Source organism: Mesorhizobium sp. ISC15 (genome assembly GCF_037162615.1).
In the GTDB taxonomy this organism is placed as follows: domain Bacteria; phylum Pseudomonadota; class Alphaproteobacteria; order Rhizobiales; family Rhizobiaceae; genus Mesorhizobium; species Mesorhizobium mediterraneum.
In genome coordinates this window covers 2,791,754-2,807,256 of the sequence record NZ_JAVSPX010000001.1, presented here as the reverse complement: position 1 = coordinate 2,807,256, position 15,503 = coordinate 2,791,754, and the positions used below count along the sequence as shown (strand labels likewise).

The window sequence follows — 15,503 nt, the reverse complement described above, 5'->3', positions numbered from 1 at the left end:
GCAAAGCGGGTGACGTATATCAACCGCGCGGCAAAAATGCGACTGAGCAAGCGCGGAAATTAACCACTTTGCCGCGGATGAAGCCGCCCGGCAGCAATGGACATGTAACGATGCAATATGTGAGTACCCGCGGGGAAGCGCCCGTGCTTGGATTTTCCGACGTGGTGCTGGTGGGTCTGGCACGCGATGGCGGACTTTATGTGCCTGATGCCTGGCCGCAGTTTTCGGCGGCAGAGATCCGCGCCATGCGCGGCCTTGCCTATCCCGACCTCGCCATCCGCGTGCTGTCGCCGTTTCTCGGCGACGAGATCGCGATGCCGGTGTTCGAACGCCTGGTGCGTGAAGCCTATGCGACCTTTCGCCACGAGGCGGTCTGCCCGCTGGTGCAAACCGGCTCGAACATGTTCGTTCTGGAACTCTTCCACGGCCCGACACTTGCCTTCAAGGACGTCGCCATGCAGCTTCTCGCCCGGCTGATGGACCATGTGCTTGCCGAACGCGACCAGCGCGCCACCATTGTCGGCGCCACATCAGGCGATACCGGCGGGGCTGCCATCGATGCCTTCGCCGGGCGCAATCGGACCGACATCTTCGTTCTTTTCCCGCACGGCCGGGTCTCGTCGGTGCAGCAGCGGCAGATGACGACGTCCACCGCGGCAAATGTCCATGCACTGGCGGTCGAAGGCAATTTCGACGACTGCCAAGGCCTGGTGAAGGACATGTTCAACGATCACGGTTTTCGCGACCGGGTGTCGCTGTCGGGCGTCAATTCGATCAACTGGGCGCGCATCATGGCCCAGATCGTCTATTATTTCTCATCGGCGCTGTCGCTCGGCGCGCCCGACCGGCCGGTTTCCTTCACGGTGCCGACCGGCAATTTCGGCGACATCTTCGCCGGCTACGCCGCCAAGAAGATGGGGCTGCCGATCGAGCGGCTTATCATCGCGACCAATGACAACGACATTCTGGCGCGCACGCTGTCGAGCGGCGAGTACCGCACGAAAGGCGTCTTTTCGACCACGTCGCCGTCGATGGACATCCAGGTCTCGTCGAATTTCGAGCGCCTGCTGTTCGAGGCGGCCGGTCGCGATGCCTCGACCGTGCGGCGCTACATGAGCGGCCTCAAGCAGTCCGGCGCCTTCGCCATCGAAGCGGGCGAGATCGCCAGGATCCGCTCCGAATTCGATGCTGGCCGTTCGACGATGGACGAAGTCGCCGCCACGATCCGCTCGACGCTCGACGCCAGTGATTATTTGCTCGACCCGCACACGGCCGCGGCCATGCATGTTGCGGGTGCGAAGGCCACCAAGGCCGTGCCCATGGTGGTGCTCGGCACCGCCCATCCGGCAAAATTCCCGGCTGCCGTCGGAGCCGCCAGCGGCGTGTCGCCTGCCCTGCCCGCGTGGCTAGGCGGGTTGATGACATCAGAGGAAAAATACACGGTACTTCCATCCGACCTGAAAATGGTGGAAGATTATGTTAGCCGTCACACGCGGGCGGCAAGTTAGGGAGTATTAGCTATATGGGTGTTGAGGTAAGCCGTCTGTCGAACGGCCTGACAGTCGCCACCGAAACCCTTCCAAGCCTCGAATCCGTCGCTCTTGGTGCCTGGGTCAAATCAGGCGCCCGCAACGAGCGTAACGAAGAGCACGGAATGGCCCACCTGCTTGAACACATGGCGTTCAAGGGAACCAGAAGGCGCAGCGCCTTCGAGATCGCCTCGGAAATCGAGGATGTCGGCGGCGAGATCAATGCCGCCACCAGTGTCGAGACCACATCCTATTATGCCAGGGTGCTGAGCGACGACGTGCCCCTGGCCGTCGATATCCTCTCCGATATCCTGCAGGAATCCGAGTTCGACCCGCAGGAGCTAGAGCGCGAGCAGCATGTGATCCTGCAAGAGATCGGCGCCGCTCACGACACGCCCGACGACATCGTCTTCGACCGTTTCACCGAGACGGCCTTCCGCCACCAGACGATCGGCCGTTCCATCCTCGGCACGCCGGAAACCGTCAAATCGTTCACCTCGAAGCAACTGCACAAATTCATCGAACGGCAATATGGCGCCGAACGCATGGTGGTCGTCGCCGCCGGCGACATCAAGCACGACAATTTCGTGCGTGAGGTCGAGAAGCATCTCGGCGGCTTCCGCAGCAAGTCCGACAACACGATGCCGCAATATGCGCAATATGTCGGCGGCGATTTCCGCGAGGACCGCGACCTGATGGACGCGCAGATCGTGCTGGGTTTCGAGGGCCGCGCCTATCATGTGCGTGACTTCTACGCTTCGCAGGTCCTGTCGATGATCCTTGGCGGCGGCATGTCGTCGCGCCTTTTCCAGGAAGTCCGCGAAAAACGCGGGCTGTGCTATTCGGTCTATGCCTTCCACTGGGGTTTTTCTGACACCGGCATATTCGGCGTCCATGCCGCGACCGGGCAGAGCGACATCGCCGAATTGGTGCCGGTGGTCATCGACGAGTTGCAGAAGGCCGGCGAGAACATCCTGCAGGAGGAACTCGACCGGGCACGCGCCCAGTACCGCGCAGGCCTGATCATGTCCGCCGAGAGCCCGGCCAGCCGCGCCTCGCAGATCGCCCGGCAAATGCTTCTGTTCGGCCGGCCGATCGCCAAGGAAGAGCTGATGGAACGGCTGTCGGCGCTGACGGTCGAGCGGTTGACGGACCTGTCGTCACGGCTGTTTTCGACCAAGCCGACGCTGACTGCCGTCGGACCGGTGGGCACGCTCGCTCCCTATGAGGCGGTCCTTGAGTCGCTTTCGGGCACGCAGACCACGGCCCGAAAGCTCGCCGGCTAAGTCCATCAAAGCGTCATGTTCGCGCTCCCTTTCTTTCGCCGTGACCTGCCGGCACTGAAGGGCGATCGCGTCACGCTGCGCGTGCCGCTGACCAACGACTATCGCGAATGGTCGGTGCTGCGCGGGGAAAGCCGCCGCTTCCTGGAGCCGTGGGAGCCGCGGTGGAACCCCGACGAGCTCGACCGCACGGCCTGGCGGCATCGCCTCAGCCGTTACCGCGAAGATTACGCGCAGGGAACGGCCATAGCCTTCTTCATCTTCGACAAAAGCAGCGGCAAGCTTGTCGGCGGAATCACCCTCGGCAATATCCGCCACGGCGTCGCGCAAAGCGGCCATATCGGCTACTGGATCGGCGAGCGCTACAGCGGCCACGGCCTGATGACCGACGCGGTCAAGGTGGTGACGCGCTTCGCCTTCGATACGCTGAGGTTGCACCGGATCGAAGCTGCCTGTATTCCCGACAACGCCCGGTCGATCCGCGTGCTTGAAAAAGCCGGATTCCGGCGCGAAGGACTTCTGCGATCCTATCTCAGGATCAATGGCATCTGGCAGGACCATTACCTCTACGCCCGGATCGGGGACGATCTGCCCGGCGCGGGAACGAAGGACTGATTTTTGACGAATTTCCTGCGAATCGGGTCGCTGTTCGCCTTTGTCCTGACGGCAATCGTCACGCTCTGCGCGGCGTCCTCGGCCTTCGCCGTCGAACCGATCAAGATCGCCCGCGACGACGTGGCGCTCGACCTTTCGGGCGCGGTCGAAATCTATCGCAACCAGGGCGAGAACTTCCAGGTGTCGACCGCGCCGGGACCGGACGGCATCGTGCGGCGCATCGAGGTCGAGGCCAATGATGCGCGCTCGACCGGCGACTGGGCGGTGTTCGCGCTAGCCAACACCACCGACCAGCAGCTCGACAGGCTGATCGTCGCACCGCATTTCCGGCTGGTGAATTCCGGCATCTTCTGGCCGGATCTCGGCTCGACCCGCATTGCCGCGATCACGCCCAGCGAGGGCTTCGCGCTCGACCGCCAGACCAGCCCCGACGCCGATGTGTTCCGGGTGACGCTGAATCCCGGAACGGTGATCACCTTCATTGCCGAACTTGCCTCGCCCAAACTGCCGCAGGTCTATCTGTGGGATCCGGAATCCTACAAGGACTCGGTCAACTCCTACACGCTGTTTCGCGGCATCGTCATCGGCATCGCCGGCCTTCTGGCGCTGTTCCTGACCATCCTTTTCGTCGTCAAGGGGACCTCGATGTTCCCGGCTACCGCTGCACTCGCCTGGGCGGTGCTCGCCTATATCTGCATCGATTTCGGCTTTCTCAACAAGGTCCTGGAAATATCGCCCGGCAACGAGCAGATGTGGCGAGCCGGAACGGAGGTGGCGCTTGCGGCGACCTTCGTGGTGTTCCTGTTCGCCTACCTCAACCTCAACCGATGGCACGGCCATTTCAGCTACGGCGCGCTGGTCTGGATTCTTGGGCTGGTGCTGATCGCGGGTGTGGCCATCGTCGATCCGGCGGTCGCCGCCGGCATCGCCAGGCTGTCCTTCGCCGCCACCGCCCTGACCGGCCTCGGCCTGATCATTTTCCTCGGCATACGCGGCTACGACCGTGCCATCATGCTGGTGCCCAGTTGGGTCATGGTCTTGTTGTGGCTATGCGGGTCGTGGATGGCGATCACCGGCATGCTCGACAACGACATTGCCCAGCCGGCGCTGGGCGGCGGGCTGATCCTCATCATCCTGCTGATCGGCTTCACCGTCATGCAGCACGCCTTTGCCGGTGGCGCGCTGCATCAGGGCCTTTTCTCCGATCTCGAACGGCAGGCGCTGGCCGTCGCCGGATCGGGCGACACGGTTTGGGACTGGGACGTGATGCGCGACCGCGTCGTCACCAAGCCGGATGTCAGCATCCAGCTTGGCCTTGCGCCCGACAGTCTGGGCGGGGCCGCCCGCAACTGGCTGCCGGTGCTGCATGCCGACGATCGCGACACGTTCCGCACGACGCTCGACGTGGTGCTCGAACACCGGCGCGGCCGCGTGTCGCAGAACTTCCGCCTGCGCGGCGCCGACGGGCACTATCACTGGTTTTCGCTGCGCGCTCGGCCGGTGATCGGATCGGACGGCGAGGTCATCCGCTGCGTCGGCACCATGGTCGACGTGACGGAGCAGAAAAAGTCAGAGGAGAGGCTGCTGCACGATGCCGTGCATGACAATCTCACCGGCCTGCCGAACCGGGAATTGCTGATGAACCGGCTGGAGGCGATCATCTCGATCGCGCGCACGGAAGAGAAGGTGCGTCCGACCGTCTTCGTCATCGACATCGACCGGTTTAAGCAGGTCAATGACGGGCTCGGCATCTCGGCCGGCGATACCATCCTGCTGACCATTGCGCGCCGCCTGCACCGGCTGCTCAAGCCGAAGGATTCGCTGTCGCGCTTTGCCGGCGACCAGTTCGCGCTGATGCTGCTTTCTGAACAGGACCCGGCCCGCATCGCGGCGGTCGCCGACGCCATCAAGCATGCGATCAACAATCCGATCACCTTTGCCAAACGCGAGATTGTGCTGACCGCCTCGATCGGACTGGTCACCTGGACCTCGGCGCAGAGCTCAGCCGAGGACATGGTCAAGGACGCCGAGCTTGCCATGCACCAGGCCAAGCGTTTCGGCGGCGACAGGATCGAGCCGTTCCGCCCCGCCTTCCGGACCGTCGGCACCGACCGGCTGCAGTTCGAGTCCGACCTGCGCCGCGCCATCGAACGGCGCGAATTCACACTAGCCTACCAGCCCATCGTGCGGCTCGAAGACGGCAGCGTTGCCGGCTTCGAGGCGCTTTTGCGCTGGGACCATCCGCGCCGCGGCATGATTCCACCAGGCGATTTCATCCCGGTCGCCGAGAGCTGCGGCCTGATCGTGCAGCTTGGCTTGTTCGCCATGCAGCAGGCCGCCGAAGATCTGGCGGGCTGGCAAAAGCAGATCGGCGATGCGCCGTTGTCGGTTTCGGTCAACTTGTCCAGCCGTCAGCTCATCCGCCGCGATCTGGTCAGCGACGTCCGCTCGGTGATCGCGCGAGCCAATCTAAAGCCGCGCTGCTTCCGGCTCGAACTCACCGAATCGCTGGTGATGGACAATCCCGAGCAGACAGCCCATGTGCTGAACAAGCTGAAGAAGCTTGGTATCGGCCTGTCGCTGGACGATTTCGGCACCGGCTACTCATCGCTAGCCTATCTGACGCGCTTCCCCTTCGACACGATCAAAATCGACAAGAGCTTCGTCGACGACTCGACACCGAAGCGCGCGGTGCTGCTCAAATCCATGGTCAACATGGCGCATGAGCTCGGCCTTTCGGTCGTGGCCGAAGGCATTTCGGACGAAAGCGATGCGCTCGAACTGCGGCAGATGGGCTGCGAATATGTGCAGAGCTTCATGTTCGGCGCGCCGATGCCCGGCGATCAGGTGCTGAAGACGCTGAAGGAACAGTATCCGCTGACTCAGGCTTGATTTTTGCGCATGTCGTAGTGTCAAAACCGCTGCGCACCTTTGGGCGACATGCCGGGGGGTCCGCTTCCCGGCGCCTGGAGTTCGCAAGTAAACCGTCCTCGTCACGCAGTATCGAAAATTTTAGTCTCCTGGCGCGGCTCCATCAATGTTGGAAAGCCTGATTAAGGGCGGCGATAGAGATAGTTCTCGGAAAGGCCGAGGCGACGGCACGACTGGACGGCCGGTGATGAAGGGAGCACGATGCTGTCGCAAATTGCAGCCGTCGTCTTCACAAAAGCACGCTCCCACGGCTTCAACGTCCAGCGGTCGCCGAGCGCCAACCGCTCGCGCACCCAGCGGGGTAGGATCTCGACTGCCGCCTTCAGAAATGGTCGCTGAAGCGGTTGAGCCGCTCCCGGCAAGGCGGGAACTTCTTCCATGATCTCCAGGAATTCCAAGATGATCGGCGACGCGACTAGTCTTTGCCTCATCACGTCGAACAGCGCGTAAAGCTCGGCCTGAGACGTGGGCGCGCCGGCCGCACCATAGAGAAGCGCGACGGGGCGAGCCTCAGCAAACATCGCGTCCCGTTCGAAAAAATGCAGACGATGCACATAGACGTGATACGCCTCCATGAAACCAAACTCGGCCGTCGCTTGCACCCAGTCCAGCAACTCCGGGTCGGTGGCGTGGTATGGCTCGCCTTCGCTCGTTCGACCTGAAACACGCCCATGCATCCTGACCACACCTTCAATCATGGCCGTAGCCTTGGTTCGGTGGGCGTAGACCGTGACCAAGGCAGCGAGGCCGGTGCGCTGTAATCGTCGGAGCGCGTGGGAGCGGAATGTGCTGTGCTGCCAAATGGCGTCGCGAACCCGCGGCTCTGCCAATTCGAGCAGCACCGCCGTAACCCCGCCGATGAACAGCGCAACAGGGTTCTTGAAAATACGCCAGGACACGGAGGTGGGCGGTAACAGCGCCGGCTCGCCTTCCGGGGTCGAGAAGTCCATCTGATATCCGAGCCGCTGGCGCATGAACGACTGCGCAAGAGTATCCACACGACGCTCAAGCGGGCGAGGCAGAGGAATGATGCCCGAGCTGCCAAACATGGTCCGCCTCAGACTCCTGGGAGCAACAAGCGTTAGAACTGCGGCTAGCGGATGCAGCACGAACGTCTTGGGTCTTCCGTCGTTCCAAATGATCAGCCTGGCGCGCTGCGCATGACTCTCCAGAACGCCGGGCCCGGATGGTCATCACGAGCCCGGTCGTGCTGGCCTTATGGGGTCAGATCGAGCGCCGGCACGATTCTGTGATAGGGCAGTCCTGCATCGTCGTTTAGACGCTTCACGTCGGTATTGGAGACAGCGTCAAACAGGCACATGCAGCGCCCGTCCTCCGGTGCGAAGGTCGAGCGCAGATACCTAATGTCGGTGCCGTTGGACGTCATCTCAGCGGCCTTGCTGATCGCCGCCTTCTGTGCATCTCCCAGAGCTTCCATGCTGATGCCCTTGAGGTCCCGTTCCACCATATAGACGGTCATTTCCAGATCTCCTCCTAGTTCAGTGACTACAGGAGTTGAATGCAATGGCGGGCGAAAGAAAACGACATTTTTTCTATCGATCGATAGCCGACAGTTATCGATGAAGGGGCTATAATGTCGTTTCGTGGAACCGCCTCGGGAGGGCTCGCCATGGAGATGTTTCAGGTCCGCTACGTGCTTGCGGCCGCGAAAATACTGAATTTCACCAAGGCCGCCACCGATTGCAACGTGTCTCAGCCGGCGCTCACCAAAGCGGTCAAGACGCTCGAGGATGAGCTTGGCGCGCCCTTGTTCCACCGCGAGGGAAAGCGCGTCCTCCTGAGTGAGTTCGGGCGCTCCATTCTGCCGCATCTTCAGCAGATCATGCAGGAGGCCCACGCAACCAGGACGCTTGCCGATAATTTTAGGCTACTCAACCAGGTGCCGATCCGCCTCGGCGTGATGTCGACCATCGGCCATGTGAAGCTCGCCCGGTTCCTCGCAAAGTTCCAGCGCGACTATCATGGCGTCGAGCTTGAAGTTAGCGAAGCGAGCGTTCAGGAACTGAAAAACAGGCTTGAGCATGGCGATCTCGATCTGGCCGTTCTCAATCCGCTGGAGGGATTGGGAGCGGCTTTCCGCGTCCATGATCTCTACAGTGAGCGTTACGTCGTCGTATTCGCGCCGGATCACCGGCTTGCGACCCTCGATGCAATCAAGTTGGTCGACCTCTCTCAAGAACCCTATGTCGATCGTCTGTCCTGCGAAATGCGGGACCTTGTGATGGGGGTGTGCCGGGAAAGAAACGTTAGCCTTTATGCCCGCTTTCGTTCCGAGCGCGAGGATTGGGTCCAATCAATGGTGCTGGCGCGGATCGGCTTCGCCTTCATGCCTGAATATTCGGTGACATCGCCTGAACTTCTGCAGCGCCCGCTGATCGAACCCGCGGTGGCACGCACGGTGTCCCTGGCTAGCGTTCCGGGCCGGCCATATAGCCCGGCGACGGCGGCAATGGTCCGAGCTGCCCAAAGTTTCGATTGGCCAGGCTAGGCGTTATTGCTGAAGCTTGAGCTGCTGCTGGTTTGAGATGCTTTCTCTCTTTCTCCTAAACGGCTGCAACTTTCTCTTGGTTGGAATCGCACGCGGCCAAGGAACAGCGGAGAAGGCTCGCGATGGCCGGATGGAAATCTGAGGGAGGACAATTATGACCTTGCCCAGTTACGCAATGAACCAGGCAAGTTTCCCGGAAATGTACGAGCGGTGGCTCGTCGGCCCTCTCTTCCGTCCATGGGCCGAGTTGGCTCTTGACGAGCTGGAATTGTCTTCGGGCGATCGCGTACTCGATATCGCTTGCGGAACAGGAATAGTGGCGCGCGTTGCAAGAGAGCGGCTCGGTGAAGCCGGATACATCGTCGGCGTCGACATCAGCCTGGACATGCTTGCCGTGGCGCGGGCTGTAGAACCAGCCATTGACTGGCGTCGGGGCAATGCCGGCGAGCTGCCTCTGCGTAACGGTGAGACGTTCGACGTGGTCGTCTGCCAGCAAGGACTGCAGTTCTTTCCCGACAAACCCGCGGCGGCGGCGCAGATGCGTCGCGCGCTGGCGAAGGGTGGTAGGCTGGCGCTTGCCACGTGGCGCCCGGATGACGAAATCCCGTTCTTTCGCGAACTGCGCCGCGTGGCGGAGCGCCACCTGGGCGCCATCGCCGATCAACGGTACAGCTTCGGGGAAGCGGCGCCACTTGAGGCGCTGCTGCGAGACGCCGGCTTCCACGAGGTCCGATCAAGGACTATTTCGCGCACCATCCATTTCGGGGAAGGCGCACCCTTCCTGCATTTGAATACGATGGCGCTGGTCGGGATGAGTTCTTTAGCCAAGGAAATGGACGATCAGGAACGCAAGCGCGTCGTGGAGGAGATCGTGAGCGAGAGTGCGCCCGTGCTGCAGCCATACACCAACGGGTCGAAACTAGCCTTCGAGCTCAGCACCAATCTGGCGACAGCCAAAGGGTAAATGATCTCTCTTCACAAGCAACGCATTGCCTACGCAACGCTCGTTAAAAATCAACCCATTGTACATTACGAATTATTTCGCCGCACTGCGGCCATTGTACCGCCATTATCCATGACTAGCTAGCGGAGGCACTGACCGTTCTTCTTGTCTTTTCGACGTTGACGGCTCAACGTTGGAAATAGATCTTCCCAAAATATCTGGGGCAGACAAGGAACGGAGGATGACCTGGCGTCACTCCAAAGAACACGTGAATTCTTTGCTTGCGGAGGCGTCATTCTTTCGGGCGTGCGGCCTTTGTCGAAAAGGATCGCGGGGCTTGGCTTGGCGGCGACAGTGGCAGCCATGCCATGGCCGGTCTATTCGGGAGCCTTGGTCAACGGAGCGACCGAAGCCGCGGTTGCCACTGCTGCTCCGTCCTCCGCTCTGGGTTTCCCCTCGGCCGCGCCCGAGTTCGACATCATCGATCCGGGCACCATATCGACCTCCCGACGCAAGGGAGAAGGCACCTTGGCCGATGCATTGAAGGGCACCGTCTCCATCCTTTCCAAAGGCGCGGAACAGATCGTCGTAGGCATGTCGGTGCACGAGTTCGGCGAATACAAGGTGTCCCAGTACATTGCCAGCGAGATTCTGCGTGCAGCCAAGGACACCCAATTTCCTGCCGACACCCTTTTCGCGATCGCCGAGAAGGAATCCTCCTTCGACATCAACAACCGCCCGCCTAAAGGGTCGGCACTTGGTCTTATGCAGTTCCTCGACCAGACATGGCTCGAGGCCGTGAAGGACTACGGTGCAGAGTTCGGCCTGGGCGACGAAGCGGAACTGATCCGGATCCGCCTCGAGGGCAAGCGCGAACACCATTTCGTCGACGACAAGGCCGAAGAAGAGCGCATCCTTGAATTCAGGCGCGATCCCTATCTGTCGGCAGCACTTGCGGCCAAGAACCTTCTTGCGGCCAAGGAGCGCATCGAAGCCCGTCTCGAGAAGGCCATGGACGAACGGGATCTTTACCTCCCCCATTTCCTTGGCACCAACGGCGCAGCAAACCTCCTGTCGAACGCCGACGAGACGCCCAATGCCAAAGCCAGCAAAATCTTCCCCAAGGCGGCGCGGTTCAATACCGCGATGTTCAGGGCCAAGGGAAAACAGCTCACCGTCGGCCAGTTTCACCAGCGCATGCGCTCCTTCTTAGAAGCCCGCATCGGCAAATACAGCGATGTCGAAACCCGCGTGAAAGAGGCTGACCTTTTCTGGACAGCCGATATCGAGAATCTCGTCTACGATTTGGGCAAACGGCTGGCGATGGTGTCAGGTTTTCACCACTAGGCGTGACCGGCCGCCAGGCTAAGATGCGCAAGGTCGATACCGATCGAAGCGAGAATCCGGTCGTATTTGCGCTCGATGTCAGTATCGAACAGAAGCTCCGCAGTTGCCGGGCAGGTCAGCCAGCCGTTCTCGGCGATTTCGCTTTCCAGCTGGCCGGCGCCCCAGCCCGAATAGCCGAGCGCCATCAGCGCGTGCCGAGGGCCGCGGCCCGACGAAATGGCGCGCAATATGTCGACGGTCGCGGTCAGGCAGATCTCGTCGGAGACGGTCAGCGACGATTCCACCCGGTAGTCGCCCGAATGCAGGACGAAGCCGCGGCTGCGGTCGACCGGTCCGCCGTTGCGCACGACGAAGTCACGGGCCTGCGCGGGCAAGCGGATCGCCTCCTGTTCGTTCATGATGCCGAGCTGGACGAGAAGATCCGGAAACAGCATCTGCTGCGTCTGGTTGATGATCAGGCCCATCGCGCCTTCGTCGCTGTGCGCGCAGATGTAGATGACGGAGCGCGTGAAGCGGTCGTCCTTCATGCCGGGCATGGCAATCAGGAACTGGTCGTCGAGAAAGCCGCGTCCTGCGACCATCTTCTTGTGGCGCAATAAGTCCATGACAGGCAGCGTAACGCGTTTTGGAAGCGCCGAAAAGATGTGCCGCGCGCGATTTGGTCTCGGCTGTGCGTCTAAGGTCACGCAAAGCTGTGCCCGAGGTCACGCAAATATGATAACAGCGAAGCCATGAAATCATTGCGCAGCCATGAACGGACGCTCAAATCACCGCCATGCAAAGCTTGAAAGTCCTGCTGCTCGGCGCCGCTGTTGGATGTGGAATCGGCCTTCCCGCTGCAGCCTCCTCGTCGATCTGGTACAACACCGAAGGCGGCAAAGTGCGGCTTGTGACCACCGGCAAGCCCGACGAAGCCGGGCGCATCCATGGCGTCCTCGATATTGCGCTCAAGCCTGGCTGGAAAACCTACTGGCGCGATCCGGGCGACGCGGGCGTGCCGCCGCAAATCGATGTCTCGGCCAGCACCAACATTGCCAACGCGACTTTTTCGTTTCCGCCGCCCCAGCGCCACGACGACGGCTACGGCAAATGGGCCGGCTATGACCATCCGGTTTCGCTGCCGGTGACGTTCACGTTGTCGGCGCCGAACGAGCCGGCCGTCATCGACGCCGATATCTTTCTCGGCATTTGCGAGACGATCTGCATCCCGGTGCAGACGAGGCTGGCCATCGATCCGGGCTCCGATCCGGACAATGTCGAAGACGCCGCTTTGGTGAAGGCGGCCCTCGCAACCCTGCCGGCCCCTGCAAGGCCCGATTTCGGCATCAATATCCTGCCGGGCGACCGCGAGACACTGATTGTCGAGGCGAGCTTTCCGGGCAATCCGAAGGCGGCGGATTTCTTCGTCGCCGGTGAGCGGGATTACATGTTCGGCGTGCCGGCTCGCAGCGAAAAGGACGGCAAGCTGGTGTTTACCGTGCCGATCCTCGACAGGCCGACGACGACGCCGACGGATGGCGGACTTTACTACACGCTGACAACTGCGGTCGGCGCGGTCGAGGGACAGCTGCCTTTCCCTTGATCTCGGGCAAAGGATGTTCAGGGTCGAACATCCTTTTGCGAGGGGCTTCCCAACGGTTGCGGGAAAGGTCTGAGTTCGCTATCGCAAGGATACTCCCTCCCATTTGTCAAATGAGGACCATCATGACGATTGCCATTGGCGACAAGCTGCCCCAAGCGACCTTCAAGACGATGACTGCCGACGGGGCAAAACCGATCACGACGACCGAGATTTTCTCGGGAAAGAAGGTTGTGCTGTTCGCCGTTCCCGGCGCTTTCACGCCGACCTGCAGCAACAACCATCTGCCCGGCTATCTGGATAATTACGACGCCATCCTGGCGCGCGGCGTCGACACCATCGCCGTCGTCGCCGTCAACGATGTTCACGTCATGGGCGCTTGGGCCCGCTTCAGCGGCGGCGAAGGCAAGATCCTTTACCTTGCCGACGGCAATGGCGACTTCGCCAAGTCGATCGGCCTCGACGCCGACCTCTCCGGCGGTGGCATGGGACTGCGTTCGAAGCGGTTCTCGATGATCGTCGACGACGGCAAGGTCATCGCGCTTAATGTCGAGACAAAGCCTGGCGTTGATGAATCCGGTGCGGCTCACATTCTCGGACAGCTTTCCGTTCTGGCGACAGCATAGGCCACAGTCGCCTTTTAGAACGTCGCGCGTCCCAAGGACGCTTCAAGACTTTCGAATCGGCGCATGATCCTTTCCGAAAGCCGATTCCGGTTTTCGGGATCGTGCGCTGGCTCTTCGGGACTGCTTGCTTTTGGGGGACCTCGATGATGTTTGATATCTTCTGGCGCGCTGTGGCGATCGGCATCGGCGCCACGGCGCTCATGGACCTCTGGGCGATTTTCCTGAACACGGTGTTTGCTCAGCCGCGGCCGAACTGGGGGCTGGTCGGCCGCTGGGTCTGGCATCTGAGGGACGGCAGGGTCTTCCACGAAGATATCGGCGAGGCAGCACCCTACGCGCATGAATCGGCGCTGGGCTGGGCCTTCCACTATTTTGTCGGCATCGTCTACGGCATCATTCTGGCCGTTTTGGCGGGAGCGGCGTGGCTGGCGGCGCCGACCTTCCTGCCGGCCTTCATCCTCGGCATCGTCACCGTGGGCGCCGGCTGGTTCCTGCTGGCGCCCGGCATGGGCGCCGGCTGGGCCGCATCAAAGCGCCCCAACCCCATGCAGATCCGCGCCCTCAACCTGGTGTCGCATACGGTGTTCGCGCTCGGGCTTTTCGGCACGGCGCTGCTGATCCGCTGAACACGGAGGACCAGACTGGTTTAGTAGCTCTGGGTCGAGCGCCGCATTTTCTTGGCTGCCGGCTGCTTGGCTTGGGTGCTTTCCTTGGCCGAAAGGAGCGCGGGCCTGGCCGACTTGTTCTTGAACGGCGCCATGCCGAGCCGCGCCAGTTCGTCGGCACGCTCGTTCTCCGGATGGCCGGCATGGCCCTTGACCCAGTGCCAGACGACCTGATGACGGCTGCGCGCCTCGTCGAGTGCCTGCCACAGTTCGGCATTCTTCACCGGTTGCCTGGCGGCCGTCCTCCAGCCGTTGCGCTTCCAGCCGTCAATCCAGCTGAAAATGCCGTCCTTGACATAGTTGCTGTCGGTATAAAGATCGACGGCGCAGGGTTCTTTTAGCGCATTGAGCGCCGAGATGGCGGCCAAAAGTTCCATGCGGTTGTTGGTGGTAGCAGCCTCGCCGCCCGACAGTTCTTTCGTGATGCCGTTGAAGCGCAGGACCGCCCCCCAGCCGCCCGGCCCCGGATTGCCCGAACAGGCACCATCGGTGAAGATTTCAACGCGCTTGGTCATGTCAGTCCGTATTCGGAAGGGGATTTGATCGCCCGGTGGAAGCGCATCCTGCGGATGTACTCGGTCGGGTCGCGTTTTATGACCAGCCCGCCGTTGGCAACAGTCAGCCAGTCGTAAAGCCGGGTCAGCATGAAGCGCAGTGCCGAGCCGCGCGCCAGCATCGGCAGCGCGGCTTTCTCGTCGCCGCTCAAGGGTCGCACGCTCTGGTAGCCGGCAAGCAGCGCCGTGCCCTTGGTCAGGTTGAAAGAAAAATCTTTCTCGAAGCACCAGGCGTTGAGGCAGGTGGCGACATCATAGGCGTAGAGATCATTGCAGGCGAAATAGAAGTCGATCAGCCCGGACAGTTTTTCGCCGAGGAAGAAGACATTGTCCGGGAAAAGATCGGCATGGATGATGCCTTCCGGCAGGCCTTTGGGCCAGTTCCGCTCGAAATCGGCGAAGTCGGCATCGACTTCGGCCGCTAGTCCCGGCTCGACCTCGTCGGCGCGCGCGTGGGACGCGTTCCACAGCTTACGCCAGCCATCGATGGCAAGGGCGTTCGGGCGGGTCATGGGAAAGTCCTGACCCGCGAGATGGAGTTGCGCCAGCGCCTTGCCGACCTCACCGCAATGCGCTGCCGTCGGTCGCCGCAGCGACAGGCCTTCGAGGAAGGTGATGATGACCGCCGGCCGGCCGGCAAGCGCGCCGATGACGGTGCCGTCGTGCGCGGTGACCGGAAGCGGGCACGAAATGCCTTTTCTCGCGAGATGGCCCATGAGGCCGAGGAAGAACGGCAGGTCGGCCTTGTCGACGCGCTTTTCGTAGAGCGTCAGGATGTAGGAGCCGCTGGTGGTGTGCAGCAGGAAATTCGAGTTCTCGGTGCCTTCTGCGATGCCCTTGTAGGACAGGAGATCGCCGACCGGATAGGGCTTCAGGAACGCGCCGAGCTCACTTTCATTGACGTCGGTGTAGACCGCCATGG

15 protein-coding genes are annotated in these 15,503 nt (G+C 61.6%); 10 read left to right on the top strand and 5 right to left on the bottom strand.

Going from position 1 to position 15,503, the window contains the following annotated elements:
* Positions 1 to 110 precede the first annotated feature (110 nt).
* From thrC to RPG13_RS13495, 4 genes are read left to right on the top strand one after another with little or no spacing between them, the layout of a single operon-like run.
* Entirely contained in the window at positions 111 to 1,508 is a 1,398-nt protein-coding gene (thrC, locus tag RPG13_RS13510; protein WP_337125232.1) for a threonine synthase, read from the top strand.
* Positions 1,509 to 1,522: 14 nt separating this feature from the next.
* On the top strand, positions 1,523 to 2,815 hold the full coding sequence (locus RPG13_RS13505) for a M16 family metallopeptidase (protein WP_126103224.1): 1,293 nt from the start codon (positions 1,523 to 1,525) through the stop codon (positions 2,813 to 2,815).
* Positions 2,816 to 2,830: 15 nt separating this feature from the next.
* Positions 2,831 to 3,427, top strand: coding sequence for a GNAT family N-acetyltransferase (locus RPG13_RS13500; protein ID WP_337125229.1), 597 nt, complete (start codon positions 2,831 to 2,833; stop codon positions 3,425 to 3,427).
* A gap of 3 nt (positions 3,428 to 3,430) precedes the next feature.
* Positions 3,431 to 6,319, top strand: a complete 2,889-nt coding sequence (locus RPG13_RS13495) for an EAL domain-containing protein (protein ID WP_095486163.1) — start codon at positions 3,431 to 3,433, stop codon at positions 6,317 to 6,319.
* A gap of 161 nt (positions 6,320 to 6,480) precedes the next feature.
* On the opposite strand, the gene RPG13_RS13490 is transcribed toward RPG13_RS13495, so the two are convergent.
* Positions 6,481 to 7,407 carry an oxygenase MpaB family protein gene (locus RPG13_RS13490; protein WP_292621129.1) on the bottom strand — a complete coding sequence of 309 codons (927 nt, stop codon included), beginning with the start codon at positions 7,405 to 7,407 and terminating at the stop codon, positions 6,481 to 6,483.
* 167 nt (positions 7,408 to 7,574) lie between these two features.
* Positions 7,575 to 7,838: a DUF4242 domain-containing protein gene (locus tag RPG13_RS13485; RefSeq protein WP_126103226.1), complete on the bottom strand. Its 264-nt coding sequence runs from the start codon at positions 7,836 to 7,838 to the stop codon at positions 7,575 to 7,577.
* Between the two features lie 114 nt (positions 7,839 to 7,952).
* Here RPG13_RS13485 and RPG13_RS13480 point away from each other — a divergent pair, with 114 nt between their 5' ends.
* The 3 genes from RPG13_RS13480 (at position 7,953) to RPG13_RS13470 (ending at position 11,157) form a co-directional block, all read left to right on the top strand.
* Positions 7,953 to 8,867: a LysR family transcriptional regulator gene (locus tag RPG13_RS13480; protein WP_095486165.1), complete on the top strand. Its 915-nt coding sequence runs from the start codon at positions 7,953 to 7,955 to the stop codon at positions 8,865 to 8,867.
* A 175-nt stretch (positions 8,868 to 9,042) separates the two neighbouring features.
* Positions 9,043 to 9,831: a class I SAM-dependent methyltransferase gene (locus tag RPG13_RS13475; protein WP_337125225.1), complete on the top strand. Its 789-nt coding sequence runs from the start codon at positions 9,043 to 9,045 to the stop codon at positions 9,829 to 9,831.
* Between the two features lie 519 nt (positions 9,832 to 10,350).
* The gene (locus RPG13_RS13470) at positions 10,351 to 11,157 is read left to right on the top strand and encodes a transglycosylase SLT domain-containing protein (RefSeq protein WP_337125224.1); all 807 of its coding nucleotides are present in this window, start codon (positions 10,351 to 10,353) and stop codon (positions 11,155 to 11,157) included.
* Here the strand turns inward: RPG13_RS13470 and RPG13_RS13465 are convergent.
* Positions 11,154 to 11,762 (bottom strand): YqgE/AlgH family protein, encoded by a 609-nt coding sequence (locus RPG13_RS13465; protein WP_126103230.1) that lies wholly within the window; start codon positions 11,760 to 11,762, stop codon positions 11,154 to 11,156. The genes RPG13_RS13470 and RPG13_RS13465 overlap by 4 nt on opposite strands.
* 170 nt (positions 11,763 to 11,932) lie before the next feature.
* Here RPG13_RS13465 and RPG13_RS13460 point away from each other — a divergent pair, with 170 nt between their 5' ends.
* From RPG13_RS13460 to RPG13_RS13450, 3 genes are all read left to right on the top strand, one after another.
* A complete protein-coding gene (locus RPG13_RS13460; RefSeq protein WP_337125221.1) occupies positions 11,933 to 12,739 on the top strand; it encodes a protein-disulfide reductase DsbD domain-containing protein in 807 nt (268 codons plus the stop codon).
* 122 nt (positions 12,740 to 12,861) lie between these two features.
* A complete protein-coding gene (locus tag RPG13_RS13455; protein WP_337125220.1) occupies positions 12,862 to 13,362 on the top strand; it encodes a peroxiredoxin in 501 nt (166 codons plus the stop codon).
* Positions 13,363 to 13,508: 146 nt separating this feature from the next.
* Positions 13,509 to 13,988, top strand: a complete 480-nt coding sequence (locus RPG13_RS13450) for a DUF2938 domain-containing protein (protein WP_337127016.1) — start codon at positions 13,509 to 13,511, stop codon at positions 13,986 to 13,988.
* Positions 13,989 to 14,008: 20 nt separating this feature from the next.
* Here the strand turns inward: RPG13_RS13450 and rnhA are convergent, their stop codons facing one another.
* On the bottom strand, positions 14,009 to 14,542 hold the full coding sequence (gene rnhA / locus RPG13_RS13445; RefSeq protein WP_126103233.1) for a ribonuclease HI: 534 nt from the start codon (positions 14,540 to 14,542) through the stop codon (positions 14,009 to 14,011).
* Positions 14,539 to 15,501, bottom strand: a complete 963-nt coding sequence (locus RPG13_RS13440) for a homoserine kinase (protein WP_126103234.1) — start codon at positions 15,499 to 15,501, stop codon at positions 14,539 to 14,541. The genes rnhA and RPG13_RS13440 overlap by 4 nt, the downstream gene beginning before the upstream one ends.
* Between the last annotated feature and the right edge of the window lie 2 nt (positions 15,502 to 15,503).

Excerpts from the sequence above, each read along its gene's own strand:
- rnhA (WP_126103233.1), bottom strand. The coding sequence starts at position 14,542 with ATGACCAAGCGCGTTGAAATCTTCACCGATGGTGCCTGTTCGGGCAAT.
- RPG13_RS13440 (WP_126103234.1), bottom strand. The coding sequence starts at position 15,501 with ATGGCGGTCTACACCGACGTCAATGAAAGTGAGCTCGGCGCGTTCCTG.
- RPG13_RS13480 (WP_095486165.1), top strand. The coding sequence starts at position 7,953 with ATGTCGTTTCGTGGAACCGCCTCGGGAGGGCTCGCCATGGAGATGTTT.
- thrC (WP_337125232.1), top strand. The coding sequence starts at position 111 with ATGCAATATGTGAGTACCCGCGGGGAAGCGCCCGTGCTTGGATTTTCC.
- RPG13_RS13465 (WP_126103230.1), bottom strand. The coding sequence starts at position 11,762 with ATGGACTTATTGCGCCACAAGAAGATGGTCGCAGGACGCGGCTTTCTC.
- RPG13_RS13490 (WP_292621129.1), bottom strand. The coding sequence starts at position 7,407 with ATGTTTGGCAGCTCGGGCATCATTCCTCTGCCTCGCCCGCTTGAGCGT.
- RPG13_RS13500 (WP_337125229.1), top strand. The coding sequence starts at position 2,831 with ATGTTCGCGCTCCCTTTCTTTCGCCGTGACCTGCCGGCACTGAAGGGC.
- RPG13_RS13455 (WP_337125220.1), top strand. The coding sequence starts at position 12,862 with ATGACGATTGCCATTGGCGACAAGCTGCCCCAAGCGACCTTCAAGACG.
- RPG13_RS13505 (WP_126103224.1), top strand. The coding sequence starts at position 1,523 with ATGGGTGTTGAGGTAAGCCGTCTGTCGAACGGCCTGACAGTCGCCACC.
- RPG13_RS13485 (WP_126103226.1), bottom strand. The coding sequence starts at position 7,838 with ATGACCGTCTATATGGTGGAACGGGACCTCAAGGGCATCAGCATGGAA.
- RPG13_RS13460 (WP_337125221.1), top strand. The coding sequence starts at position 11,933 with ATGCAAAGCTTGAAAGTCCTGCTGCTCGGCGCCGCTGTTGGATGTGGA.
- RPG13_RS13450 (WP_337127016.1), top strand. The coding sequence starts at position 13,509 with ATGTTTGATATCTTCTGGCGCGCTGTGGCGATCGGCATCGGCGCCACG.
- RPG13_RS13475 (WP_337125225.1), top strand. The coding sequence starts at position 9,043 with ATGAACCAGGCAAGTTTCCCGGAAATGTACGAGCGGTGGCTCGTCGGC.